Origin of the sequence: Microbacterium sp. (genome assembly GCF_052099035.1) — a bacterium.
Lineage (GTDB): Bacteria > Actinomycetota > Actinomycetes > Actinomycetales > Microbacteriaceae > Microbacterium.
This window is the reverse complement of record NZ_JBQDSX010000033.1, coordinates 1-24,632: the sequence shown is the minus strand read 5'-3', so window position 1 is coordinate 24,632 and position 24,632 is coordinate 1. Positions and strand designations below refer to the sequence as shown.

Sequence of the window (24,632 nt, the reverse complement as noted above, 5' to 3'; positions counted from 1 at the left end):
ATGACTCTCACGGCATCCGAAACGACCCCGCACGAACCCCCCTCGCCACCATCCTCGCGACGACGAGGATGGTTCGCCCCTCTGCTGCTCCGACTGCACTTCTATGCCGGCATCCTCGTCGGGCCGTTCATCCTCATCGCCGCCATCAGCGGCGCGCTCTACGCCCTCACCCCGCAGCTCGAGCAGGCCGTCTACGCCGAGCAGCTCCACGCACCCAAGACGGAAACGACGCTCACCCTGGCAGCGCAGATCGAAGCTGCCGACGCCTACCGAGGGGATTCCTCCGGGCTGTTCGCTGTGCGCCCCGCGCCTGAGCCGGGCGACACGACCCGGATCATGTACGCCGAAGACGGCCTCGGACCGAGCGAATCCCGGGCCGTTTTCGTTGACCCCGGCACCGGCGAGATCCGCGGCGACCTCGTCGTGTACGGCACCAGCGGCTCCACGCCGCTGCGCACCTGGATCAGTAACCTGCACCGCAACCTCCACCTCGGAGACGCCGGACGCCTCTACAGCGAACTCGCCGCCTCCTGGCTCGGGATCGTCGCCATCGCCGGGCTCGCGCTCTGGATCATCCGCATCCGCAAAGCGCGAGCGAAGAAGGACTTCGTTCGCCCGAACCGCACCCACAAGGGCTACCGCGGCCTCTTCGGATGGCACACCAGCATCGGCATCTGGGTGATCCTCGGCGCCCTCTTCCTCTCTGCCACCGGCATCACCTGGTCACAGCACGCCGGCACCAACGTCAGCAACGTGCGCGCCGCCCTCAACTGGGGCACTCCCTCCATCAACACCACCCTCGGAGGCGAAACACCAGCAGCCGACGATCACGCGCACCACCACGGTGCGGAGTCCGCACCGACCGGTGCCGCCAACCCCGCCACCTTCGATGCCATCCTCGCCATCGCACAACGAGAGAACGTAAATACCGGACAGGTCGAGATCAAACCCCCAGCCGAACCGGGCACTGCCTGGACGATCCGAGAGATCAAGAGCAGCTTCCCCACAGAAGGCGACTCCCTCGCAATCGACGGCACCACCATGCAAGTCATCGACCGGATCGACTTCGCAGAACTCTCCCTACCCGCGAAACTCGCCAGCTGGGGCATCAACATCCACATGGGAGTCATGTTCGGACTCGCCAACCAGATCGTCCTGTTCCTCATCGCCCTAGGGCTCGCCGCGATGGTTGTCCTCGGCTACCTAATGTGGTGGAAACGCCGCCCCACACGGGACACCAGCAGGATCGTGGGCACCGCCCCTCGCCGGGCGCTTGCGCGTGCACCGTGGTGGGGCATCGCGGCGACTGCCGCTGCAGCCGCGCTCATCGGCTGGTGGCTGCCTCTGGTCGGCTGGACGCTCCTCGGCTTCGTGATCATCGACGCCCTCGTCGGCCTGGCCGCGTCACCGCGCTTGCGAGCGAAGTAGCCGGACCCGCGTCTCTGCTCGCACGGCATCGACGTGCGAGCAGAGACGGTGTTCGCTGCCCGCTCGTCAACGACGCTGCACCTACTGGTGCACGTGGGCCCGCTGCCCGTCCCGGTCGAAGATCATGATGAGCTCGGCCTGCCCACCCATCGCGCTGATGGCGTGCGGGGTCATGGTCGAGAACTCCGCCGCCTCGCCACGGGCGACCTCGATGCGGCGCTCTCCCAGGAACAGCAGCACTCGACCTTCGAGTACGAGGAACCAATCGAAGCCCGGGTGCACCCGCTGCGCGGGCGGAGCGCGCTCAGGTTCAGGTTCGAGTCGCATCTTCACGGCCAGAGTCCTGCCGTCGCTGCGGCTCAGCGGCCAGGTCGTGCGGGTGCCGGAGCGGTGCTGCGCCGGTCGGATCACGACATCGCCGTCGTCATCGGCGGCGAAGAGCGCATCGAGGCTCACCCGCAGGGCGTTCGCGAGCGGTACGAGCACATCGATGCTGAGAGCGCGCTTGCCCGTCTCGATGCGGCTGATCGTCGAGGCGCTGAGCTGGGTGAGTTCTGCTATCTCGTCGAGCGAGTAGCCGAGGGTGGTGCGGATGCTGCGGAGCCGGCTGCGGGCTGCGCGCTCGACGTCGTCGCTGTGCACATCTCCAGCGTGGCACTATCTTGCGAATCCTGCAAGGCTTCTGGCGCTATCCGCATGCCCAGTCTACGCTCGGACCCATGAGCCACCATCACGCCACCCCTCCCTCTCTGACTCGCCACTGCGATGTCGCCGTCATCGGCGGCTCGGCCGCGGGGCTCGCCGGCGCCTTGCTGCTCGTCCGCCAGCGGCGCTCGGTGATCGTGGTCGACGACGGCAGTCCGCGCAACGCCCCCGCCGCGCACATGCACGGCTACCTCGGTCGCGAGGGCGCGGCGCCCGCCGAGCTGCAGGCGGTCGGCCGCGACGAGGTACGCGCATACGGGGGCGAGGTGTTGGACGGCCGGGTCCTCTCCGTACAGCGAGAGAAGACCGGGTTCCGCGTCGAGCTGTCCGGCGGCCATGCGCTGATCGCCCGGCGGGTGCTCGTGGCCACGGGCCTTGTCGACGAGCTGCCGCCATCGACGGCCTGCGCGAGCGCTGGGGTCGTGAGGTCATCCACTGCCCGTTCTGCCATGGCTGGGAGGTGCGCGACCAGCGGGTCGTGCAGATAGTCACCTCCGCGATGGGCCTGCACCCGACGCCCCTGATGCGTCACCTGTGCGAAGAGCTCACGGTTGTACTGCACAACGCTCCCGGAGTGGATGCTGAGGCGGTTCGCGCTCTGCGCGAGTCCGGCGTGACCGTGATCGACGGCTCCGTCGGGCGGGTCATCGATCACGACGGCGCGCTGCTCGTCGAGCTCGCCGATGGCACCGCTCTGCCCGCCGACGCCATCCTCACCGGCTCGCGGGTGCATCCGCGCCTCGAAGCGCTCGAGCCGCTGGGCCTCGAGGTGGCAGCGCATCCGGCCGGTATCGGCGAGGTGCTCGTCGTCGACCCCACCGGTCGGACCAGCGTCGATGGCGTCTTCGCCGCGGGCAACGTGAGCGATGGCGGCGCGCAGGTGCTCCAGGCTGCGGCGAACGGCAGCCTGATCGGCGCCCAGATCGCCTTCAGCCTCGCCGGCGAGGACCTCCAGGCGGGGGCCCGCCCCTCCGGCGTGCAGGTCGAGTGGGATGCACGCTACGGCGACGGCGAGCCGATCTGGAGCGGCGCTCCGAACGGCTCCCTGGTGGTCGAGGCGGAGGGCATGCCGCCCGGTCGCGTACTCGACGTCGGCGCGGGCGAGGGCGGCGACGCGATCTGGTTCGCGGAGCGCGGCTGGACCGTGACCGCCGTCGACGTCTCTGCTCGTGCGCTCGCACGTCTGGGCGCCGAGGCTGAGCGGCGCGGCGTCGAGGTGCGGTCTCTCGTGCGGGATGCGAACGACCTCGTACCCTATGGCACCGATCGCTACGACCTGGTGTCGCTGCAGTACGGCTCGTTCCCGCGCACGCCCGAGCAGCGCGGGCTTCGCAGCCTGCTGGAGGCCGTCGCCGTGGGGGGAACGCTGCTGGTGGTCGGGCACGAACCCACCTGGACCCGCGAGACGGTCGATGTTGCCGCACAGACCCGCATGTACGACCCCGAAGCCTTCGTGGGAATCGACGAGATCGCGGCGACGCTGGTCGCAGACCCGGTGTGGCGGATCGAGCTGCATGAGACGCGCGATCGTCCTGCAGGGGCCTCCAGCGGTCATCACGTGCAAGACGTCGTCTTCCGCGCCGTACGCGTGAGCGACACGGACGCCGCGAGCTAGATCAGGCGGCCGCGTTCCAACCGGACGACGCGGTCGGCGAGCGCCACTGCAGCGTCGTCGTGAGTGACGGTGCACACGGCGACACCGCGCGCGGCCTCCTCACGCAAGATCAGTTGCATGCGCGCTGCGCTCTCCCGGTCGAGCCCGGCAGCCGCCTCGTCCAGGAGCAGGATGTCGGGTTCGCGCACGATCCCCTGCGCGAGGAACACGCGCTGGCGCTGTCCACCCGACAGCTCGGCGAGGGGGCGGGCGGCGAGTTCGCTCATGCCGACGCGCTCCAGGGCACGCTGGGTCGCTCGACGCGCGTCGGCTCTGGTCGCGCGGGCGCCATGCTTCCACGTGCCCATGCGCACCACATCGGATGCCGTGACGGGCAACGAGTCCGGCGCGGCCGGGCGCTGTACGACGAGCGCGAGATCTCCGTCGCGACGCACTCCGCCTCGTCGAGGCACCCTCACCCCGGCGAGGATCTCGATCAGGGTCGACTTGCCGGAGCCGTTGCTGCCCGCCAAAGCGACCACCTCGCCTGGCTGCACCTCGAGGTCGACGGAATGTAGCACGTCGTCGTCGGCGTAGCCGAAGCAGATGTCACGCGCTGACAGGGCGGGGAGCGAAGCCATCTCCCCATGGTAGCAATTGATAATCATTCTCATTCTCATGTAGGGTCGCTTCTCGTGCCCTCCCTCCTCGAGCCCTTCACCGTCGAGTTCTTCGTTCGCGCCCTCAGCGGCGGAGTGCTCGTCGCCGTCATCTGCGGCGTCGTGGGCACCTGGGTCGTGATCAGGGGCATGGCGTTCCTCGGCGAGGCGATCGGCCACGGGATGCTGCCCGGCGTCGCTCTCGCCACCGTGCTCGGCGCACCCGTGCTGCTCGGGGCGGCGCTGAGCGCCGCCGCCATGAGCGCGGCGATCGGTCTGCTGCAGCGCCGCGGCCGACTCTCCTATGACACCAGCATCGGCCTGCTCTTCGTCGCCATGCTCGCGCTCGGCGTGATAATCGTCTCGCACTCGCGCAGCTTCGCCACCGACGCCACCGCCCTACTGTTCGGCGACATCCTCGCCATCCGGCCCGACGACATCGCGGTGCTGGCGATCGCCATGATCGTCACGGTCGGCGTCTCGGCCGGCTTCCATCGATCGTTCGTGGCCACTGCCTTCGACGTGCGCATCGCCCGCACCCTCGGTCTCCGCCCTCAGCTCGCGCACGTGGTGCTCGTCGCGCTCGTGACGCTCGCCGTCGTGGCATCGTTTCAGGCGGTCGGCACCCTCCTGGTCGTCGGCCTGCTGCTCGCGCCCGCCGTCGCGGCGCGCGCGTGGACGACCCGCATCCCCACCACCATGGTCGTCGCGGCCGTCTTCGGCGCTGCGGCGGTGATGGTCGGTCTGCTCGCGTCGTGGCACTTCGCCACCGCCGCCGGCGCATCGATCGCCGCCGCGGCGGTGCTGCTCGCGGCCGTCTCAGCGATCACCCGCTCCGTGCTCACCCGCGCCTCCCGACGGCGCCACCCCGTCGACCACCGCGACGTCGGCTTCCCGAAATCTGGTCCCGTCGCGCTCCCCGAAAGGAACCGATGAACTCCCGCGCCCTGCTGCTCCTCCCCGCGGCTCTGACGATCGCCGCACTCAGCGCCTGCACCCCCGCTCCGGGCGCCGCACCGTCGACACCCCCGGAGTCCGGAGACGGTCACGGCGCGATCGCGGGCGCCGCGGAGGTCGCCGAGCCGCCGCTCGGCCTGCTCTCGCTCGATGCCGAGGGAAACGCCGCGGTGCTCGATCTGCTCAGCGACGAGACCGCCGACCTCGGCGCCACCGCCGCACCACCCGCGGCCCTCGTTAGCGACGGACGCTACGGCTTCGTCACCACGGCCGAGGGTGTGGAGGTCATCGACTCGGGCCGGTGGAGCTGGGACCACGGAGACCACTTCCATTACTACCTCGCCGAGCCCGGCATTCTCGGCACCGTCGCAGGCGAGGGCCCCGTGACCGTCACGTCCGGCGCGCTGTCGACCGCTGGCACCACGGGGGTCTTCTTCGCCGGCTCCGGCGAAGCCGTCCTGCTCGACAACAAGGCGCTCTCCGAGGGTCGGATAGAGGAACTGCTCCGCGTCGAGACGGGGGCGGATGCCGGACTCGTCGCCCCGGTCGGCGATGGCGCACTCGTGACCGAGGGCGACGCGCTCGTCTACCACGACGACGACGGCAGCCCGGCCGGCACCCCGGTCGAGTGCGTCGACCCCGCGGGTGCGATCACGACCCGGGTGGGCCTCGTCGTCGGCTGCGCCGACGGCGCGGTGCTTGCGACCTGGCAGAACGGCGAGCTCGCCACCGAGCGCATCCCTTACCCGGCCGAGGCGTCCGATCGCGCCCTCTCATTCGACGGACGCAAGGGCCGCCCGACTGTCGCTTCCGTGGCCGGGACCACCGGATTCTGGTTGCTCGACTCCCGCGAGCGCACCTGGACACTGGTGTCGACCGAGCGGCCGCTCGCTCGCGTGGTCGCGGTGGACGACGCCGAGGGTCATGTCGTCGCGATCGACGTGGACGGTCGCGTCGTCGTGTATCTCGCCGACGGCGGCACCCTCGTCGGCGCCACTGAGCCGATACTCGCCGAGGGCGGCAGCGCCTCGTCGCTCGTCGTCGACGAGCAGCGCGCCTACGTGAGCGACCCGGGAGCGGGACTCGTGCACGAGATCGATTACGCCGACGGCGCCCGAATCGCTCGATCGCTCGAGACCCCGACAGCGCCGACGTTCGTCACGGAGGTCGGACGATGAGGATGCTCCGCACGTGCGCCCTGCTCTCCGCGACCGTCGTGCTCGGCGTCGGGGTCGCCGGATGCACCGGTTCCGCGGAGGCGGATCGACCGCAGATCGTCGTCACGACGAACATCCTCGGCGATGTGGTCGAGAACGTCGTCGGCGACGCCGCCGAGGTCACGACCCTGATGAAGCCGAACGCCGATCCGCACTCGTTCGAGATCTCCGCACAGGAGGCGGCACGGATGGACGCCGCCGACCTGCTCGTGACGAACGGCCTCGGGCTCGAAGAGGGTCTGCAGCAGCACATCGATCGCACGTCCTCTGCGGGTGTGCCCACCCTCATCGCAGGCGACGTGATCGAGGTACTCCCCTACACCTCGGAGGATGCCGCCGGCGCCGACGACCCGCACTTCTGGACGGATCCCTCCCGCATGGTCGACGTGGTGGATGCTCTCGAAGACGCCCTGGCTGACATCGACGGGATCGACGTCGAGCAGATCCGCGACAACTCCGCCGCCTACCGCGGCGACCTCGCCGAGCTCGACGAGGAGATGTCCGCGTCCTTCGCCGCAATCCCCGCCGACCGACGGGCGCTCGTGACGAATCACCATGTCTTCGGCTACCTCGCAGATCGCTTCGACTTCCGGCTCGTCGGCGCCGTCATCCCCGGCGGCACGACGCTCGCGGCTCCGAGCGCTGCCGACCTGCGCGATCTCACCGACGCGATCGACGAGGCGGGGGTCCCCACGATCTTCGCCGAGTCGTCGCAGCCCGACCGGCTCATCCAGGTGCTGGCATCGGAGGCCGGCATCGAGGTCGACGTCGTCGAGCTGTTCACCGAGTCCCTCACCGAACCGGGCGAGGGCGCCGATACCTACCTGACGATGATGCGCGCCAACACCGAGCGCATCGCCGACGGGCTGACCCCATGACAGGACCCCGACCGGGGCCCGACACGAGAGGAAACAAAATGAAGCGACACATGAGAATGAGTGCCGCTGTGGCGGCACTGGCGGGCGTCTCGCTGCTCGCCACCGCCTGCGCAGGCGGCGCGGGGAGTTCCGCGCCCGCCGATGAGGAGTCGCCGGCCGCCGCGACCGAGACGGGCCGCGTCGCGATCTCCTACCCCGGTGGGATCGCCGTGCTCGATCCGGAGACACTCGAGGTCGTCGACGAGTTCGAGACCGAGGAATTCACGCGCCTCAACGCCTTCGGCGACGGCCGCACGATCGCCGTCACCACGTCCGAGGGCTTCCAGATGCTCGACACCGGCGAAGCCGTCCTCACCGACGCGCTGTTCGAGGGGACCACGCCCGGTCACGTCGTCATCCACGGCGAGAACACGGTGCTGTTCGACGACCGCACCGGCACCACCACGATCGTGCCGACCGACGGCTTCGCCGACGGCTACGACGCGCTGCCTGAGACCACGACCTACACCGCAGACGCCCCGCATCACGGGGTCTCTATCGTGCTGGAGAACGGCTCGCTGATCACCACCGTCGGCGACGAGACCGCTCGCACCGGCGCCAAGGCTCTGCACCCGCACGAAGACCACTGGGACGAGGCCGCGGCGAGCGCCGAATGCCCCGGCATCCACGGCGAGGGCACGGCAGCCGACGAGGCCGTGATCTTCGGCTGCGAGAACGGCGCCCTGCTGTTCAAGGACGAGGCGTTCACCAAGCTCGCGGCACCGGATGCCTACGGACGCATGGGCAACGCGTTCGTCTCGGAGACCAGCCCGATCGTCGTCGGCGACTACAAGAACGACCCCGACGCCGAGGGCTACCTGCTGAACGCGGTGGCGCTGATCGACACCGCGGCCGAGACCCTGGAGGTCGTGGAGCTCCCCGCCGAGGTCCAGTACACGTTCCGCGACATCGCCCGCGGCCCCGAGGATCTCGCGTACATCCTGTCGACCGACGGCCACATCCACGTGCTCGACCCCGCGACCGGTGAGCTGACCGAGTCGTACCCGGTCATCGACCCGTGGAAGGGCCCGGCCGAATGGCAGGACGCCCACCCCGCGATCAAGGTCGACGGCGAAATCGCCTACGTGACCGAGCCCGCCGCGAACAGCGTGCACGCGGTCGACCTGACCACCGGCGAGGTCATCGCCTCGGTCGAGCTCGACTACACGCCGAACGAACTCGCGGTCGCGATCGGTTGATCGACGGTATTCGCACGGGAGCGGGCAGGGCGTCGTCAGTGACGCCCTGCCCGCTTCGTTCATCCCCGGTCTTCTCCCTGGAGGCCGGACCCCGTCAGCTGCGCAGCGAGCCCGGTGATGGTGGTGTCGACGACGAAGCGATAGTAGGCCTCGCGCTGTGTGACAGCCGCATCCCCTCCGCGGAGGAACGGATCGATGAGGGTGCGGGTGAGCAGCTGCAGCCCTGGACTACCCTCCGACGCATCACGGAACTCGGCCATCATCGACGCATGGTCGCGGGGTCCGTCCTCTTCGTGCAGCAGACGGTCGTCGCCGATCGTGATCGTGAGCAAGGCCGTGTTCAGCAGCGTCGCGTATGCGAGACCCGCCTGATCGCCGAAGCCGGCGCGCAGAAGAGCGGCGATCCCACGGTCGAGGATCGGCAGCGCCGCAGGGAACGTCGGGCCATGCATGAGCAGCCACTTCGCCACCCCCGGGTGCGCCGCGACGATCGGGTACGCCGCGAAGAGCAGGTTCCGGAAGTACTCGTCCCACGGCAGGTCGGCCGAGGGCGCCCCGAGTCCGTCGAGCACTCGCTCGACCACGCGCCGGGCGATGAGGTCTTTTCCCCCGACGTGGTGGTAGATGACGGATGCTGTGACGTCGAGACGCCGCGCAAGGTCACGTATCGACCAGCCGAGGAGGTGCGAGTGCTCGGTGAGCTCGAGCGCGGTATCGACGACGAGGTCCGGGGTGAGCCCCACGTGAAATGGTGCGTCGTTCGTCATCCGTTCCTCCCTCGGCGATCTCCAGTCTCGACGATCGATCCGTCGAAAGCGATTGTGGTAAGGCTTACCTAACTAGTATCCTGCACAGGATTAGAACACTGTTCTAATCCTGTGCGATAATCATTCTCAATAACCAGTCCGCGGATCCAGGAGACGAAATGCAGGCCCCGTTCACGCGTTCGACACCGAAACCACCGTCCCCCGAAGCGGGTGTGCTCTCATCCGTCCGCGGAAGCCTCGCCGGCATCGTGGTCCTGAGCGTGATCGGCGCGGCTGGCAGCGTGGTGCCTTTCATCGCGATCGTCGAGCTCGCGAGAGCGCTGATGCCGGCGATCGACGGAGCCCCTGTGGACGCAGCCCGTGTGTGGCTGATCGTGTCGATCGCGATCGCCGCGCTCATCGTGAGCGTGGGCACTGCGTTCCTCTCCGGCGTCGTCGGTCACTTCGCCGATGCCGAGATGCAGCACTCGCTGCGTCAGCGGATCATCCGCCACCTGCAGCGCCTCCCGTTGGGATGGTTCGATCGACGCAGCTCCGGCGCCGTGCGCAAGCTGGTCGAGAACGACGTGGTCGCCCTCCACCAGCTGGTCGCCCACTCGATCCAGGACGTCTTGACGGCGATCACCGTTCCTGTGATCAGCCTCGTGTACCTCTTCATCGTCGAGTGGCGGATGGCGCTGGCGGCACTGGTCCCGCTCGTCGCGATCCTGCTGGTCTACCCGTTGATGATGCGGGGAGCGGGCGAGAAGTACCGTCAGTACGACCAGGCCACGCAGGCGCTGTCCGGCGCGACGGTCGAGTTCGTCCAGGGCATCGCTGTGGTCAAGCGCTTCGGGCAGGTCGGACGCAGCCACCGCCGGTACAGTGATGCGACACGCGAGTACGTACGGTTCGTCGGGGAATGGACGCGAGAGACCGCCGTGAGCTTCACGATCGTGGAACTGCTCGCTTCTCCCATCGTGGTCCTGGCCTGGCTCCTCGCCGCCGCGGTCTGGCTGGTCGGGAATGCGGGTGTTGCCCCGGTCGACATCCTCCCCGGCATCCTTCTCGGCCTCGGCCTCACCGCTCCGCTGATGAAGCTCGGCGCGTCGGGGCAGTTCCTGCGCAACGCGACGAAGGCGCGGCAGTCCCTCTCGGAATTCTTCGGGCTGGCTCCTGTGTCCGCCCCCGACCGGCCCGAGACTCCGGAGGGCCACAGTGTCGCGCTCGACGACGTGTCGTTCGGGTACCTCGACTCGCACCGCGTGCTCGAGGACATCTCCCTCGCCTGCGCGCCGGGCACCGTCACCGCACTCGTCGGAGCCTCCGGATCGGGCAAGTCGACCCTGGCCAAGCTGGTGCCGCGCTTCTACGACGTCGACGAGGGATCCATGACCATCGGCGGGACGGACGTACGACGCATCCCTTCGAACGAGTTGTACCGCCGGGTCGGCTTCGTGTTCCAGGACGTGCAGCTGTTGCGGGCGAGCCTGCGCGACAACATCCGGCTCACTCGCCCCGACGCAACCGATGCCGAGGTCGAGGCCGCCGCCCGTGCCGCGCAGATCCATGACCGGATCCTGCAGTTCGCGCGAGGGTACGACGCCGTCGTCGGGGAGGACGCGAACCTGTCCGGCGGCGAAGCGCAGCGGGTCACCATCGCCAGATCCTTGCTGGCTGACGCGCCCATCCTGGTGCTCGACGAGGCCACGGCCTTCGCCGATCCCGATTCCGAGGCCTCGATCCAGCGCGCTCTGAGTACGCTCGCCGCCTCACGCACGGTCCTCGTGATCGCCCACCGCCTGCACACGATCGTCCGAGCCGATCAGATCCTCGTGCTCGACAACGGTCACATCGTCGAACGTGGCACTCACGAAGAGCTGGTCGCCTCCGACGGCCGATTCGCCGCCATGTGGTCCGACTACCAGAGGAACCATGCCCGCTCTCTCCCGGAAGGAGCCGGCGCGTGATCCGTCGTCTGCTGCACTACTGCTCGCCCCGCGCGCGGCGTCTCGTGATCGCCGAACTCGCGTGCGTCGTGATCGCGGCCGTTCTTCAGGGGATCGCCTTCCTGCTGCTCGTCCCTCTGCTGAGGTCGCTGTTCACCGGTGAGGTCGAAGCGGCGTCCGGCTGGTTGCTCGTCGTCCTCGCCTCAGCCGTCGGATACGTCATCGCCTCCTGGTTCGCGAGCCAGATCGGCATGAAGGCGGCGACGTCCGTGCTCGACTCCCTCCTCGAGCGCCTCGGCGAGAGCGTCGTCTCACTCCCGGTCTCGTGGTACTCCACCGACCGCACCGGACTCATCACGGGGCTCGCCACACAAGGCGCGATGTTCGTCTCGACCATGCCGTATGCGATTCTGCGTCAGATCCTCGCCGGATTCATCGCTCCCGGAACCGTACTGATCGGCATGTACGCCTTCGACTGGCGCCTCGCCCTCTCGATGACGGTGATGGTTCCCATCATCGCCCTCGGCTATCGCTGGCTCAGTCGGGGGATCGGGCGCGGCGACAGAGCGCATTCGATCGCCGTCGCCGAGTCGTCGAATCGCGTCGTCGAGTTCGCGCGCGCTCAGCCGGCGTTGCGCACGGCCGGTGAGGGATCGATCGCCGACCGGCTCGTCAGTCAGGCACTCGATCGCCAGCATCAGGAGTACCGCGGTCTGCTGATCACCGGTGGCTCGGCGATCGCTCTGTTCGCCGGCCTCGTCCAGCTCTCGCTCACCGTGCTGCTCGTCGTCGGGGCGTTCCTCGCGATCGGCGGGACCGTCGACATCGCGACCCTCATCGCGCTGCTCGTGCTCGGTGTGCGTTTCAACGAACCGCTCGTCACAGCCGGCGATCTGGGCGGGGGTGTCGCCGTCGCCCGGACGACCATCGACCGTCTCGATGAGTTCGCCCGCACGGCCCGGCTTCCGGAACCCGCGGAGCCCGCGGAGCCCGCAGGCTTCGCCGTCGAGTTCCGCGATGTGACCTTCGGCTACGGCGCCGACCCCGTGCTGCGCGACCTGTCGTTCACTGCTCCATCCGGCGGCATGACAGCGATCGTCGGTCCATCGGGTTCGGGCAAGACCACCATCACCAAGCTCGTCGCGCGCTTCTACGACCCCGAGCAGGGAACGGTGCTGATCGGTGGAGTCCCTGTGCCCGACCTCGGCACCGCAGTCGTGGAAGCGGCGGTGGCCCCCGTCTTCCAAGACGTCTATCTCTTCGACGACACCATTGTGAACAACGTCTGGATCGGCAACCCCGACCTCAGCAGGGATGAGGTGATCGCGGCGGCCACCCGCGCACGTGTCGACGAGATCGTCGCACGCCTTCCCGGCGGATGGGACGCGCGCGTCGGCGAAGGCGGGTCGAATCTGTCCGGCGGAGAGCGCCAGCGGGTGTCCATCGCCCGCGCACTGCTGAAGAACGCGCCGATCGTGCTGCTCGATGAGGCGACCTCGGCGCTCGACATCGGCAACGAGATCGCCATCGGCGACGCGATCGACCAGATCCGCGCCGATCGCACCCTCATCGTCGTCGCGCACCGACTGCAGACCATCATGACCGCCGACCGCATCGTCATGCTCGACGGGGACGGCGGCATCCGCGAATCCGGAACGCACGCCGAACTTCTCGCGAGTGGCGGGGCGTACTCCCGCTACTGGCGCGAGCGCGTCGACGCGGCCGGCTGGCAGCTCTCCTCCACCGACTGACTTCTTCCACCTGAACTCCCCCACCCGAATCCGAGAGGAACCACCATGTCCGATACTGCCCCCGCGCCCGCAACCGCCGCGCCGACTCCCCCGAAGCGCTCACTGCGCTTCAGCCCCCGCGACATCATCAACGTCGCGATCTTCGCCGTCATCTACTTCATCGTCGTGTTCGCCGTCGCGATGCTCGGCGTCATCAGCCCATTCGTGATGATCGTGACGTTGCCGCTCACTCCGATCGTCGCCGGCATCCCCTACATGCTGTTCCTCACCCGTGTACGCCACGCGGGCATGGTGGCGCTGATGGGTGTCGCGCTCGCGGCCCTCGATCTCGTGATCGGCCACCCGTGGCAGTCGGCGCTCATCATCATCGTGCTCTCGCTCATCGGCGAGGCCATCATGGCTGCCGGAAAGTACCGCAGCACGTGGGCTGCGATCTGGACCTACACGGTGTTCTCCGCGTGGTTCATCGGCCCGTGGGTGCCGTTCCTCCTGGACCCTGCCGGATACATCGCGAGCTACGGCCTCGAGGCCTATGGCGAGGAGTACGCACAGTCGTTCCGTGAGCTCGTGACGGTGCCGACGATCCTGCTCATGGTGCTGTCGACCGTGGTCTGCGGCTTCCTCGGCGGACTCCTCGGCTCGCGGCTGCTCTCCAAGCACTTCCGCAAGGCCGGCCTGGCGTGACCCCGATCGACGTCGACGGCACCCGCCGCGCGAGCGCGCTCGCCGTCGGCGTCGAGGCGCCACCTCGCCCACGCGGCCTCGACCCGCGTGCGGCCATCGTGCTCATCGTCGCCACGAGCGTGGTGATCATGCAGGTCGACGGAGTGCGATGGATGCCGGCGGCGCTGGTGCTGGTCATCGCACTGACCATGTGGGAGGGGGCGTGGCGCCGCCTCGTCTCTGAGCTCGTGACCGTCGCCGTGCTCGCCGCGTTCGCGTTCTGGCTGCCGGTCGTCTGGCAGCATCCCGTTTCGGCGACCCTCGGCGTCGGCGCGGCCTACATGCTGAGATTCGTCCTCGTCGCCGCCGTCGCGGCACACCTCGTCGCCACGACGACGCCGACGCGCATGAGCGCCGCGCTGCGCGCGTGGCACGTGCCCCGGCCCGTCGCGGTGATGCTCGGCGTCATGCTGCGCTTCTTCCCGGTCGTCGCGAACGAAGCGCGCGCCGTACTCGACGCCATGAGACTGCGCGGTCTCGTCGGCGCGCGCGGCGTCACGCGGCATCCGCTGCGGGCGGTCGAGCGATTCGTCGTCCCGATGATCGCCGCAAGCCTGCGCGGGAGCGAGGATCTGTCGGCCGCGGCGATCCTGCGAGGTCTCGGCTCGCACCGCGTGCCGGTGCCGCTCGTACCGCCCCGCTTCGGCGCGGGTGACCTGCTCGTCCTCCTGCTCGTCGTCGCCCTTGTCACGGCCACGCTGCTCCTGAAGGGCCTGTGATGACCGACATCATCCGCATCGAAGACGTGACCTGGACCTACCCGCACGCCGATGAGCCTTCGCTGCGAGGCCTCGACTTGTCGATCGGCGAGGGCGAAGTCGTCGTGCTGTGCGGTGCCTCGGGCTCAGGCAAGTCCACGGCACTCCGGCTGCTCAACGGTCTCGTGCCGCAATTCCACGACGAGGGCGTGTTGACCGGCGCAGTCACGGTCGCGGGTCTCGTGACGACCGCTGTCGAACTCGACGCGCTCGGCGCCGTCACGGGAACGGTGTTGCAGCACCCGCGCCGGCAGTTCTTCACCGACTCCGCCCGTGACGAAGTGGCGTTCGCGATGGAGAACCTCGGATTCGAGCGCGAACACACCCGCTCGCGTGTTGACGCGACGCTCGCCGAGCTCTCCCTCTACGTCCCACTCGGGCAGTCGCTGCAACGACTGTCGGGCGGCCAGCAGCAGCAGATCGCGATCGCATCGGCCGCGGCGCACGAGCCGCGAATACTGCTCCTCGACGAACCGTCGTCGAACCTGTCGGTCGATGCCATCGCGAGGCTCACCGCGACGCTCATAGCGCTCAAAGCCGCCGGAATGACGATCGTCGTCGCCGAGCATCGCCTGCGCTACCTGCAGGACGTGCTCGACCGCGTGGTCGTCATGCGAGGCGGCGAGATCGACGTCGTCTGGACGGCCGATGAGTTCCGCGAGATCCCCGACGAGACCCTCGCGGCCGAGGGTCTGCGCGGCGTCGTGAGGCCGACGACGCTGCCCGAGATCGCCGCGGCAGGAGCGAGTGCGGCATCACCCGCCGCGTCGGTGCCCCCTGCGGCACTCGTGCTCGACGGCGTCCGCTGCACGCTCGGCGGCCGTAGGGTGATCGACCTCGACCGCGCCGCATTCGCGTCGGGAGAGGTGACGGCCATTCGCGGCACGAACGGGGCGGGGAAATCGACCCTCGCCCGCATCATCACCGGCCTGCAGCGCAGTGTCGGGAGTGTGCGCCTTGACGGCGTCACGCTCTCCCCGCGCGCGCGACAGCGATCGAGCGCCGTGGTCATGCAGGACGTGCAGCGCCAGCTGTTCACGGAAACCGTGTCGGCGGAGATCGCCCTTGCGGGCACCGATTCGCCCGTGACCGACTCCGACGCGGTTCTCGCTTCGCTCGATCTCGACCATCTCGCCGATCGTCACCCGCTGTCGATGTCCGGAGGTCAGCAGCAACGACTCGTCGTCGCGGCCGTGCGCGTCGCACGCCGGCGAATCGTCGTGTTCGACGAGCCGTCGTCCGGCGTCGACCGTCGGCATCTCCAGTCGATCGCCGAACAGATCCGGCGTGTCGCCGCGGACGGCGCCGTGGTCCTGCTCATCAGCCACGACGAGGATCTGGTCGCCCTTGCCGCCGACCGCCAGCTCTCCCTCGTGAACCCGTCCTCAGCGACCGTCCCGGCAGCGGCGCACGAATCCGTGAAGGAGTCGACATGACAGCGTCACCGGCCGCTCAGCAGACCATCCAGGCTACCCAGATCCCGCTCGTTCTGGGCTCGGTGCTCCTCGTCTACCTCGCGCAGATGACCCTCAATCCGATCATCGCGCCATTGTCGCGCGAGGTGGGTCTGGCGGAATGGCAGATCGGAGCCACGATCAGCACCGCGGCGGTGATGGTCGTGATCACCAGCCAGGCATGGGGGCGTCGCTCGCAGTCGCGGGGACGCAAGCCCGTGCTGGTGTCCGCCTTCGCTCTCGCGACGCTCACGATGCTGCTGTTCAGCGTCGTCGCCTGGGCCGGGATGGCAGGCATGATCACCGGCACCGCCCTGTTCGTCCTTTTCCTGCTGCTCCGAGGCATCGGCTTCGGCGCAGCGATCGCCGCGGTCCCGCCGACGGCGCAGGCCTACATCGCCGACGACGCCCCGGATGAGAAATCCAGGGTCAAGGGCATGGCCGGAGTCGGCGCCGTGCAGGGAGTGGCGATGGTGGGCGGCTCCGTGCTCGGTGGCGTCCTCTCAGCCTTCGGTCTGCTCACGCCCCTGCTCGTGATCCCCGTACTCCTCGGGGCCGGCATGTTGCTGCTCATCCTCCGGCTTCGCCGTGAGCCGCGTCACGACCTGGTCGCCTCGCCGGTGCGTGTGCGCCCGACAGACCGGCGCGTGTGGCCGTTCCTGGTGGCGGGGTTCGGAATGTTCACGTCGCTCGGATTCATCCAGGTGATCGTCGGCTTCATCGTGCAGGACCGCCTCGGCCTCGATGCATCACTCACCGGAGTCGTCACCGGTGGCGCGCTGTTCGCCGCAGGGGCGGGGATGATCGTCGCCCAGGCGGTCATCGTGCCGCTTAGCGGCTGGTCGCCGGCGACGCTCCTGCGCGTCGGGGGGGGCGACGGCGGTGTTCGGGTTCCTGCTGCTGATCGTCGATGCCGGGGCGGTGCTGCTGTTCGGGTCCATTCTGCTGATCGGCCTCGGCATGGGACTGGCGATGCCCGGCTTCACCGCCGGGCCGACCCTGCTCGTCGATCGCGACGAGCAGGGCGGCCTCGCCGGCCTCATCAGCGCCACGACGGGGCTGACGTTCGTGGTCGCACCCACGGCGGCGACTGCGCTCTACGGCGTCTGGCCCCTTCTGCCCGTCATCATCGGCGGCGGGATCATGGCGGCGATCACGGTGTTCGTGTTCACGCATCCGCGATTCCGGTCTCAGCCATCGTCCGGGTTACGAGACTCCGGTTCGAACTCCTGAGAACGGACGGTCGGTCGCCTCAGTGCTCGTCGTAGTGCGCGCCGTGCGGCGCGTGCTTGTGACCGTCGTGCACGTAGTCGACGTGGTCGCCGTGATCGACGGGCTCGTGACCGCAATCGGCCCCGTGCTCGTGCTCGGCGATCGAGTGCTCGGCGACCGACTCGTGCTCGTCGTAGTGGTCGCCGTGCGCGGCGTGGTGGTGGGTGCCGTGCACGTAGTCGACGTGGTCGCCGTGCTCGACGGCCTCGTGACCGCAGTCGGCCCCGTGCTCGTGCTCGGCGATCGAGTGCTCGGCGTGGATCTCGGTGGTGGTCATGGTCGCTCCTCGGTTGCGATGAGGTCGCCGGGCTCGGCGACGCGCGGTTCACGGACGTGAGCGAGGGCGTCGGCCACCACGTGTGACACGTGCAGGTCGGCGAGGTGGTAGACGATCTCCTTGCCGGAGCGGCTCGTCTTCACCAGCCCCGCCTGACGCAGCGAGCGCAGGTGCTGCGACGTCAGCGGCTGGGACATGCCCATCGCCTCCGCCAGCGCACTCACGGTGCGGGATTGCTCTTCGATGCGTCGCAGCAGCCCCAATCGTGAGGCGCTGCTGAGCACCTTGAACAGCTCCGCCGCTTCGACCAGGCCGGGCTCCTCGTTCACGTATCCACCCCATCACACATATAAATGCTTTGCAATGTGATTATACAATCGCGAACCGTTCTCAGCCGCGGGCGCGCGCGACTCACTCCGTTTCCGGGCCTGCTCTCCTGATGACCGCGACACCGCTATCGAGCACGTCGAGCCGCAGGACCGTGCCGCGCAACTCCTCCGCGATGTCGTCGGCCGACAATCTCTCCCAGCGGCCGACGGATGTCTCGGCCCGAAGCCGCACGCCGCCCGACCAGACCTCGTACCGGGAACGGAAGACGCCCTCGGCATCGGCGGCGACGTACACCGCCCGATATTCATACTGTCCCACCCGTCGGCGGACGGTGACATCACGCGGCGCGTCCGGAGCGGGATCGACTCGTTCCTGCGTCGTGACGAGGCACCCGCCGCTCGCCGTGAGATGCTCGCCCAGCCACCCAAAGAGCTCGCGCCGGTCGTCGCGAATCACATGCCCGAGCATGTGGGCGCACACCACGCCGTCGATGCCGCCGGGCAGCATCGACAACCCCTCGGGGATCGCGCCGGCGACGACCGTCACACGATCTCGCAGGCTCGGGTCATCACTCACCCGCGCGAGCAGCACGGCGCGCCCGACGAGTCCGGGCTCGACCGCCCAGACCCGAGCCCGCGACTCCGCGGCGATCACGCGGGTTCCTACCCCGCTTCCGGCGCCGAGCTCGACGATCACCCCTCCGGCGCCTAGAGCGCCGAACACCGATCGCACGGTCGGACGCAGACGCTCCCACGTATCGTCCATGAACAGATCATGAAACTCAGCGAGCTGCTCGTAGACTGTCTCGTCCGCCGGCGGCGACTCGTCGCTGTCATCGGTCACGGATCCTTCTCCCTTCATGGTGACGCGGTCGCCGCCGCATAGTGCCCGGCGACGTCGGCGACGCGGTTGTTGTAGTCGATCGACGGATTGTAGGCGTGTACGGCGGCTATCCAGGCGGACGGGTCGGTGAGGTCGCCGCCGGCGAAGCACAGGTAGCGCGCGGCGGCGAGCGCGCTGTCGTCGATGTTCTGCGGGTCGCTCACCCGGTCGCCGTTGCCGTCGGCGCCCCATTGCGACCATGTCTCGGGGATGAACTGCATCGGTCCGACTGCGCGGTCCCAGATCGTGTCGCCATCGAGTTCTCCGCCGTCGGTGTCGCGGATCGCCAGACTCGATTCTCCGGTCAGCGCGATGCCGATGATGTCGGGGCGGGCGATGCCGTCCGCCCCGATCTCGGAGCCGTGGATCGTGCCGTGCTCCGACTCGACGAAGCCGATGCCCGCGAGTGTGTTCCAGCCGATCCCGCATTTCGGGCTCTCCTCCGACGCTCTGATCGCCGCCCCAGCATAGGCGCGCAGCGGCCTCTCGGGTATCCCCGTGCGCGAGGAGAGGTCGTTCACCCAATCGCTGTCGGGGAGCTCGCTGATCGGGCGCGAGCGAGATGCGGTGCCGGGCGTCGTGACCGGCTCGACGGTCTCACGCGGGCCGGAGCACGGGTGGCCGAGGGTGCAGGTGCCGTCGACGTCTCCGCCGGTGGTGCGAGTGCGGCGACCGCGACCGCCGTACCGGAGACGAGGAGGCCGACGACGATGCTCAGCGCCGGGACCCAGACCCATCCGTCGAGCCGTCGACGACGCGGCGGCGTGCGCCACCGATGCTGCTCGGCTCGCTCGCCGTCGCTCAGCAGAAGGCCGAACTCGTCATCGTCCGAGCCTCGTCGGTCATTCATCGGGGCTCGATCCCAGAACTTCCCGCGCATCCAGACGCAGGCGGCGCAGGTACCACGCGGTCATCCCGCTCACTCCGCCGACGACGAGCATCCCCCCTGCCGCGAGCGCGATGACGATGGCGGTGTCGTCGGCGTCGTCCCCCTCGTTCACAAGCGAAGCCTCCTGGTCATCGTCGTCACCGCGCGCCGTCCGTCCGTCGAGTTCGTCGAGCGATGCCTCCTCGTTCTCTTTCGCGGCCTCTGCCTGCGCCGCCGCGACGGCCTGCGCCAGGGCATATCAATCAGTGCTCACGGCGAGGTGGTTGGTCTCGTCGGTCCGAACGGCAGCGGCAAATCCACCATCCTGCGCACCGTGTACCGGATGCTGCGACCCGCCACAGGCAGCGTTCGCGCCTCAGGCAATGACGTATGGGCGACGAGCGCACGCAACGCTGCACGGGTTCTTGCCGCTGTCATACAGGCTGCACCCAGCGATCTCGAACTCACCGTCGCCGAGTGGTCGCTACGGGCCAGGTCGCTCACGGAAGGATGCTCGGCGGCGACCGCCCGGAAATTGCATGGTTCGCATGCATTAGGTCCCGGCTCTTGTTAGTCGCCGACAACTTCGTCAGGGGTGTACGCGGGGTTTATGAGAGGCTCATCCAAAACGGGCGCGCCTGACGATAACGTACGTTCCCGATCGCTTTTCTGTTATGTCGAACGTTGATGCACCTACAGATAGGGACGGACAGCTAGCCTGTCGCGCCGGCGGACGCGTCCAGTTGGAATGGGTGAATAGGAACTGCTCAGAGAGGCTCTGAACCAGCGCCGAAGGGCCGACGTGTTCAGGCTCCCGAGGGTTGAGCCCGAGTCCGCCGGCGGCTGAGCGGACCGCAGGGGTGGTATCTCGATGCATCAGGCAGGCGGCGTGACGAGCACAAGAGTTGCCGGATCTACGTCATCGCGGACACGCAGTTCGGGCAGCTCCGATCCGTCGAGGGCAGCCGCCAGCATCCGAACCTTCGCCTGCTCGAGTGCGGATGCGAGGGACTGCGCCGAGGCGATGGCCGAGTAGAACGCGGACGCGAACACGATCGCGGATGTGTCATCGATACTGTCTGACATTCCGATCACTGCCGGCACCGTCTGCAGCATGTCATCGGCACCCGCGAGACTTTCGCAGGCGTTCAGCACGAGCAGGCGCGGCGGCTCATCGGTCGCGCCGAGCACGCGCGCGAGGAGTTCGAAGGTGACGTCGGCGCCGTCTTCATCGCCCGCGTCGTTCTCCATGAGTAGGCCATGCGGGCCCGCATGGCCGGAGAAGTGGACGATGTGCGGTCGATGGTCGTTCAGCCCGTCGAGGAGGTCGTTGACTGTCGCGGCTGGCGCATGGTCGACTTGCACGAGATCACGGTACTTGGAGCCGCGCAGTGCCTGTCGCACTTGGCGAACTTCCTGGTCGACGCGAAGCCAGGTACCGAAGCGTTGCTCGGTACCGTCTGGAGTGGTGATCGTCTCCTCCGTCGCCTCCGGGTTGGCCGTGATGTACAGCACCCGCAGCTTTTCCGGCTCAGGTGGTCGCACTTCGACATAGCGGATCTGCACGGGAGGGGTCGCGAGGCGGGCGATCTCGCGCGCGTGGGTTCGCTCTTCTTGTCGGCGACGCGAGTCGACCTGCTTCTGCTTGCTCTCTGCTGAGCGACGTTCGCTGTTGTCAGCAGACCGGAGTGATGTGGTCTTTGTGGCGATCGACTTGTCAACCGAGGCGAGGTCCTTTCGCGCCTTCGCGATCTTGGACTCCGCTGCTGCGCCCTTCTTATCCTCACGCTCGGCAGCGGAAAGTGAGGTCCGAATCGTTGACGCGCTCTTCGACCGGGCGGCTTGCTCGCGCTTCTTTCGCGCGCTTTCGCGTGCAGAGGCGGCGTCCTTTTCGGCCTTTGCGATGTCGCCTGTCAGCGTTGCCTTGCGACTCTGGAGGCGCACGAGCTCCGAACGGAGTGTGTCACTTCGAGCCATGGTTTCCCTCCGTCTCCTCGTAATGCTCTGGACGATGCGCGCCCGCTCTTGACACTGATGGGCGCACGCACGTTGGGCGGATACCAGCTGGTCTTTTCAAGCTTTCGATCGTTTCGGATGCTGCCTGAGATGAACGGTGCCTATGTGGTGAGGTCCGGCGCGGTGATGGCGTCGTGGCGAATAACAAGATTCCCGCCTATTCACTTTTGCGATGGCTCAACGCTTGAGCGTTAGTGAGGTTGATGATCTCCTGTTGGATCAGGACAGGGATGTCCATTCCTTCGATATTCTGACGCGCAAGCCAGTCGCGGCTCTCGGACGAAGTCCAGTTGTCGACGGTGACGTATTGCGAGAGAGCAATAGTTGCCGTTCGCGAAAGCCCTAAAGCCATCAGGACGACCTCGCTCGGTCGGGAAACTCCTAGTTCGAGAAGCATGGTGATGTCCTGGCCGTGCCCGACGTCGTGGATGCCTCTCTCTGCAGCGTAGGCAGCGAGAACGTCCGAGTAGCACGACAAATATTTCGGCGCTTGGAATCGAGCGACTGTCTCGATGTCCGCCATCACGTCCCTGATCGCCTTCGCGATTGGCGTCTTTCCGGTAGCACGCTGCTCGATCAGTCGGGCAAGGGGCATGCCCTTCATCCAGTTGACGATCAAGTTTGCGAGCTGCCACTTTCGCCTGTCAGTCTCCCCGGGACCTGACGGGAGACCAAACGCCGCCGTCATCGTCGCCCCAATGAGCACGAGGGCGTCCTGGTAACGCTGCCGTGAGTCCGGCTCCTCGGGCAACGGCAATGTGAAGTCATGAGGATCGTTGCCGGTCGCCCTGAAATGCTCCAGGAGACGTTGCATAGCGATCGGGGATATGCCTGCATGTCGAGGGATAAGGTCTAGCGGGAACTGGGCGTCTTCGACGGCGCGCACGAGAGCGCGTTCCACTTCAGTTCGCTCGGCCGGAACCGTGATGCGCTGCAGGTGGTGAGTGATGTCTCGCCCTGACGACTGCTGCGCCGCCAGATAGGAGAATAGGTTTTCGGAAGCTGAATCTGATCCGACTGCGAAGTCGCTGCGTATGTATGAGATCAGCGGAGCCACGTCTTGGAGCCCGTGGTGAGTGGCAACCTTCAAATTCGATCGGCGTCGAACCGTGGGCAGATTCGGCCACAGGCTCTCGTCGTCGGTGTCGATACAGACGATGTTGCCCTGGAACTCTTTGCCCCATCGGCCTGCCCGACCCGCGAGGTTCCAGAAGTCGGCTTCAGTGAGTGGGCGGCCGCGTCCTTTTTGTGGATTGCGCATGAAGATCGTTCGGCATGGGAGGTTGACACCTTCGAGGAGGGTGGAGGTGCAGACGAGGAACTCAATCTTGCCGTCTCCAAAGAGCCGCTCGATTTCAGACCTGATGGCAAGTGGCATGTTGCCGTAGTGGAACGCCACACGTTTCGCGAGCGCGTCAGCAAGGCTGTACTTCGGGTGGACGGCAGTACGCACCAGGTCTTGGAGATTGCTGATGTCTTCGTCATCCTCTGCTTCGGACAGAAGATCGGAGATGTTCTTGGCAACCTTCTCCGCGTCATCAGCACCGTTTACGTAGACGATGTTGCCGCCATCGCTACCTCCGAGTGCATGTGCGACATATGCGATTCGCATCGGTACTCGAGTGGCACGTTGCTGCAGCTCGAAGCTGGCGACTTGGAGAACCTGCCCTTCATCCACCAGCGATACGATTCTTTTCGCGGGTGCGCGATACACGCCCTCGACCCGGATGAGGTTCTGGTTGACAGTGACCGCTTCGGAAGTCGTTGCCCTCGAACGAGCCGCAGCTGGCTTGTCGCTCAGCAATATCGTCGGGTTCGCACTGAGCGGGCTCGCGAAAATGACTTGCAAGCCTGGTCGATCCTCGACAGCACGGTCTAGCACTTGCTGAAGCAACACACCGCGTTCCGCGTTACCAAGTCCTTGAGCCTCGTCGACGAACAGAAGGTCGATATCGAACGGATGGCGTGACTGCTGAATGAGATGGAGTCTCTCTTGCGTCACGACAAGGACGCGGCGTTGCGTCTGGTCGAGCTCGGGATCCCAGGGCATCACAACGATGCTGGTATCTGTCGGGGCCGCTTCTCGAAAGTCTGCTGATACTTCTTCGACGAGGGCTCGGGTGGGCGCAAGGTAGACGGCCGTGAATCTATCGTTCTGACGGAGTTTTTCTAGGAACCATTCACGCACGATTCGAGATTTTCCGGCAGACGTCGGTGCGGACACGCTCACCCAGTCGAAGTCCGCCGCGTCCTTCCACAGTTCACTCTGGAATGAGTTCACCGCGAGGTTCTCGCCGCTCGACAGCGGGATGGAAAGCTGGAGGCGCTTCTTGATCGTCTCCAAGCGAAGCAAGGGTGGAAACTGTTTCCACAAGCCTGGTTGTACGAGATCTCGTGATTCCGCGAGCTCCACTGACCTGTGGTTTCCTACGCGATCGAGGATGGCCGTGGCTGCGCTCTTGTGAGTGTCGTCGGTGTCGCTAAGAGCCAGACAAGCTGCCGCGACCCTAAGGACGGTGTTCTGTGCGCGCTCGGTCGGGACAGCTGATAGCGCACTCGCGCACAGCAGCGCGTAGTTCCAGTCGATCTCGGTGGGCGGTCTGTCCATCTCGATCATCGGGAATTCAGCCTGAAGTGTGCGCAGACGGATCGACTGAAGAATGCCGCGAAACTTCTGCGAGTCAAAGACGACCTGGGACAGATCCGTCATGCCACACCGAGTTTCTTTCTGACGGCTTTCCGCATGGCATCTACATCCGGGAAAGGAACGCAGAATACGTCGATATTCACTTCAAGGAGCACATTCTTTTCAAGCCTGGCTCGGATGGATGTCTGCCATCGTTTGACGGCTTTGGCGATCTCGATTTCTTGTGCATCGGCAAGCTTCGTCATGTCTGGGTATGCCGCGTAATCAAACCCGATTAGGCATA

Annotated in this window: 25 protein-coding genes; 14 read left to right on the top strand and 11 right to left on the bottom strand. The window is 67.2% G+C overall.

The window, feature by feature from the left end:
* Positions 1-1,428: a PepSY-associated TM helix domain-containing protein gene (locus ACTIAO_RS11185; protein WP_441906324.1), complete on the top strand. Its 1,428-nt coding sequence runs from the start codon at positions 1-3 to the stop codon at positions 1,426-1,428.
* Positions 1,429-1,509: 81 nt separating this feature from the next.
* Here ACTIAO_RS11185 and ACTIAO_RS11180 read toward each other — a convergent pair whose 3' ends face one another.
* On the bottom strand, positions 1,510-2,070 hold the full coding sequence (locus ACTIAO_RS11180; RefSeq protein ID WP_087137338.1) for a helix-turn-helix transcriptional regulator: 561 nt from the start codon (positions 2,068-2,070) through the stop codon (positions 1,510-1,512).
* A gap of 77 nt (positions 2,071-2,147) precedes the next feature.
* On the opposite strand from ACTIAO_RS11180, the gene ACTIAO_RS11175 reads away from it, so the two are divergent.
* Both ACTIAO_RS11175 and ACTIAO_RS11170 read left to right on the top strand, forming a co-directional pair.
* A complete protein-coding gene (locus tag ACTIAO_RS11175; protein WP_218778755.1) occupies positions 2,148-2,621 on the top strand; it encodes a hypothetical protein in 474 nt (157 codons plus the stop codon).
* Positions 2,612-3,748 carry a methyltransferase domain-containing protein gene (locus tag ACTIAO_RS11170; protein WP_441906323.1) on the top strand — a complete coding sequence of 379 codons (1,137 nt, stop codon included), beginning with the start codon at positions 2,612-2,614 and terminating at the stop codon, positions 3,746-3,748. Before ACTIAO_RS11175 ends, ACTIAO_RS11170 begins: the two co-directional genes overlap by 10 nt.
* On the opposite strand, the gene ACTIAO_RS11165 is transcribed toward ACTIAO_RS11170, so the two are convergent.
* Entirely contained in the window at positions 3,745-4,368 is a 624-nt protein-coding gene (locus ACTIAO_RS11165; RefSeq protein ID WP_245827404.1) for a metal ABC transporter ATP-binding protein, read from the bottom strand. The genes ACTIAO_RS11170 and ACTIAO_RS11165 overlap by 4 nt on opposite strands.
* Before the next feature lie 54 nt (positions 4,369-4,422).
* On the opposite strand from ACTIAO_RS11165, the gene aztB reads away from it, so the two are divergent.
* From aztB to aztD, 4 genes are read left to right on the top strand one after another with little or no spacing between them, the layout of a single operon-like run.
* Positions 4,423-5,322, top strand: a complete 900-nt coding sequence (gene aztB, locus ACTIAO_RS11160) for a zinc ABC transporter permease AztB (RefSeq protein ID WP_087137340.1) — start codon at positions 4,423-4,425, stop codon at positions 5,320-5,322.
* A complete protein-coding gene (locus ACTIAO_RS11155) occupies positions 5,319-6,521 on the top strand; it encodes an ABC transporter (RefSeq protein WP_087137341.1) in 1,203 nt (400 codons plus the stop codon). The genes aztB and ACTIAO_RS11155 overlap by 4 nt, the downstream gene beginning before the upstream one ends.
* A gap of 2 nt (positions 6,522-6,523) precedes the next feature.
* Positions 6,524-7,438, top strand: coding sequence for a zinc ABC transporter substrate-binding protein AztC (aztC, locus tag ACTIAO_RS11150; protein ID WP_441906322.1), 915 nt, complete (start codon positions 6,524-6,526; stop codon positions 7,436-7,438).
* A 50-nt stretch (positions 7,439-7,488) separates the two neighbouring features.
* The gene (gene aztD / locus ACTIAO_RS11145) at positions 7,489-8,676 is read left to right on the top strand and encodes a zinc metallochaperone AztD (RefSeq protein WP_087137343.1); all 1,188 of its coding nucleotides are present in this window, start codon (positions 7,489-7,491) and stop codon (positions 8,674-8,676) included.
* Between the two features lie 59 nt (positions 8,677-8,735).
* On the opposite strand, the gene ACTIAO_RS11140 is transcribed toward aztD, so the two are convergent.
* Positions 8,736-9,443 carry a TetR/AcrR family transcriptional regulator gene (locus ACTIAO_RS11140; RefSeq protein ID WP_441906321.1) on the bottom strand — a complete coding sequence of 236 codons (708 nt, stop codon included), beginning with the start codon at positions 9,441-9,443 and terminating at the stop codon, positions 8,736-8,738.
* Between the two features lie 158 nt (positions 9,444-9,601).
* Here ACTIAO_RS11140 and ACTIAO_RS11135 point away from each other — a divergent pair, with 158 nt between their 5' ends.
* Genes ACTIAO_RS11135 through ACTIAO_RS11110 form a run of 6 tightly spaced genes read left to right on the top strand, consistent with a single transcriptional unit; the run spans position 9,602 to position 17,325 of the window.
* Complete coding sequence (locus ACTIAO_RS11135) at positions 9,602-11,392, top strand: ABC transporter ATP-binding protein (RefSeq protein ID WP_087137345.1); 1,791 nt, start codon at positions 9,602-9,604, stop codon at positions 11,390-11,392.
* Positions 11,389-13,122: an ABC transporter ATP-binding protein gene (locus ACTIAO_RS11130; RefSeq protein WP_087137346.1), complete on the top strand. Its 1,734-nt coding sequence runs from the start codon at positions 11,389-11,391 to the stop codon at positions 13,120-13,122. Before ACTIAO_RS11135 ends, ACTIAO_RS11130 begins: the two co-directional genes overlap by 4 nt.
* A gap of 45 nt (positions 13,123-13,167) precedes the next feature.
* The gene (locus ACTIAO_RS11125; protein ID WP_087137347.1) at positions 13,168-13,806 is read left to right on the top strand and encodes an MptD family putative ECF transporter S component; all 639 of its coding nucleotides are present in this window, start codon (positions 13,168-13,170) and stop codon (positions 13,804-13,806) included.
* Entirely contained in the window at positions 13,803-14,564 is a 762-nt protein-coding gene (locus ACTIAO_RS11120; RefSeq protein ID WP_218778758.1) for an energy-coupling factor transporter transmembrane component T family protein, read from the top strand. The genes ACTIAO_RS11125 and ACTIAO_RS11120 overlap by 4 nt, the downstream gene beginning before the upstream one ends.
* Entirely contained in the window at positions 14,564-16,039 is a 1,476-nt protein-coding gene (locus tag ACTIAO_RS11115; protein ID WP_245827406.1) for an ATP-binding cassette domain-containing protein, read from the top strand. The genes ACTIAO_RS11120 and ACTIAO_RS11115 overlap by 1 nt, the downstream gene beginning before the upstream one ends.
* A complete protein-coding gene (locus ACTIAO_RS11110) occupies positions 16,036-17,325 on the top strand; it encodes an MFS transporter (protein WP_218778759.1) in 1,290 nt (429 codons plus the stop codon). Before ACTIAO_RS11115 ends, ACTIAO_RS11110 begins: the two co-directional genes overlap by 4 nt.
* On the opposite strand, the gene ACTIAO_RS11105 is transcribed toward ACTIAO_RS11110, so the two are convergent.
* From ACTIAO_RS11105 to ACTIAO_RS11085, 5 genes are all read right to left on the bottom strand, one after another.
* Positions 17,310-17,606, bottom strand: a complete 297-nt coding sequence (locus ACTIAO_RS11105; RefSeq protein ID WP_087137348.1) for a hypothetical protein — start codon at positions 17,604-17,606, stop codon at positions 17,310-17,312. The genes ACTIAO_RS11110 and ACTIAO_RS11105 overlap by 16 nt on opposite strands.
* Positions 17,603-17,935, bottom strand: coding sequence for an ArsR/SmtB family transcription factor (locus ACTIAO_RS11100; protein ID WP_087137349.1), 333 nt, complete (start codon positions 17,933-17,935; stop codon positions 17,603-17,605). The genes ACTIAO_RS11105 and ACTIAO_RS11100 overlap by 4 nt, the downstream gene beginning before the upstream one ends.
* Positions 17,936-18,017: 82 nt before the next feature.
* Positions 18,018-18,779: a methyltransferase domain-containing protein gene (locus ACTIAO_RS11095; protein WP_087137350.1), complete on the bottom strand. Its 762-nt coding sequence runs from the start codon at positions 18,777-18,779 to the stop codon at positions 18,018-18,020.
* A gap of 14 nt (positions 18,780-18,793) precedes the next feature.
* A complete protein-coding gene (locus ACTIAO_RS11090) occupies positions 18,794-19,555 on the bottom strand; it encodes a lytic transglycosylase domain-containing protein (RefSeq protein ID WP_087137351.1) in 762 nt (253 codons plus the stop codon).
* Positions 19,556-19,660: 105 nt separating this feature from the next.
* Positions 19,661-19,819, bottom strand: coding sequence for a hypothetical protein (locus ACTIAO_RS11085; protein WP_245827412.1), 159 nt, complete (start codon positions 19,817-19,819; stop codon positions 19,661-19,663).
* Between the two features lie 147 nt (positions 19,820-19,966).
* Between ACTIAO_RS11085 and ACTIAO_RS11080 the strand changes: the two genes are divergently transcribed.
* Entirely contained in the window at positions 19,967-20,260 is a 294-nt protein-coding gene (locus ACTIAO_RS11080; protein WP_245827408.1) for an ATP-binding cassette domain-containing protein, read from the top strand.
* Between the two features lie 302 nt (positions 20,261-20,562).
* On the opposite strand, the gene ACTIAO_RS11075 is transcribed toward ACTIAO_RS11080, so the two are convergent.
* The 3 genes from ACTIAO_RS11075 to ACTIAO_RS11065 all read right to left on the bottom strand — a co-directional run.
* Positions 20,563-21,663 (bottom strand): CHAT domain-containing protein, encoded by a 1,101-nt coding sequence (locus ACTIAO_RS11075; RefSeq protein ID WP_087137353.1) that lies wholly within the window; start codon positions 21,661-21,663, stop codon positions 20,563-20,565.
* A gap of 196 nt (positions 21,664-21,859) precedes the next feature.
* Entirely contained in the window at positions 21,860-24,412 is a 2,553-nt protein-coding gene (locus ACTIAO_RS11070) for a DEAD/DEAH box helicase (RefSeq protein ID WP_087137354.1), read from the bottom strand.
* Positions 24,409-24,632: hypothetical protein (locus ACTIAO_RS11065; RefSeq protein WP_441906320.1), on the bottom strand; the 224-nt coding region annotated here is incomplete at its 5' end. The genes ACTIAO_RS11070 and ACTIAO_RS11065, both read right to left, overlap by 4 nt.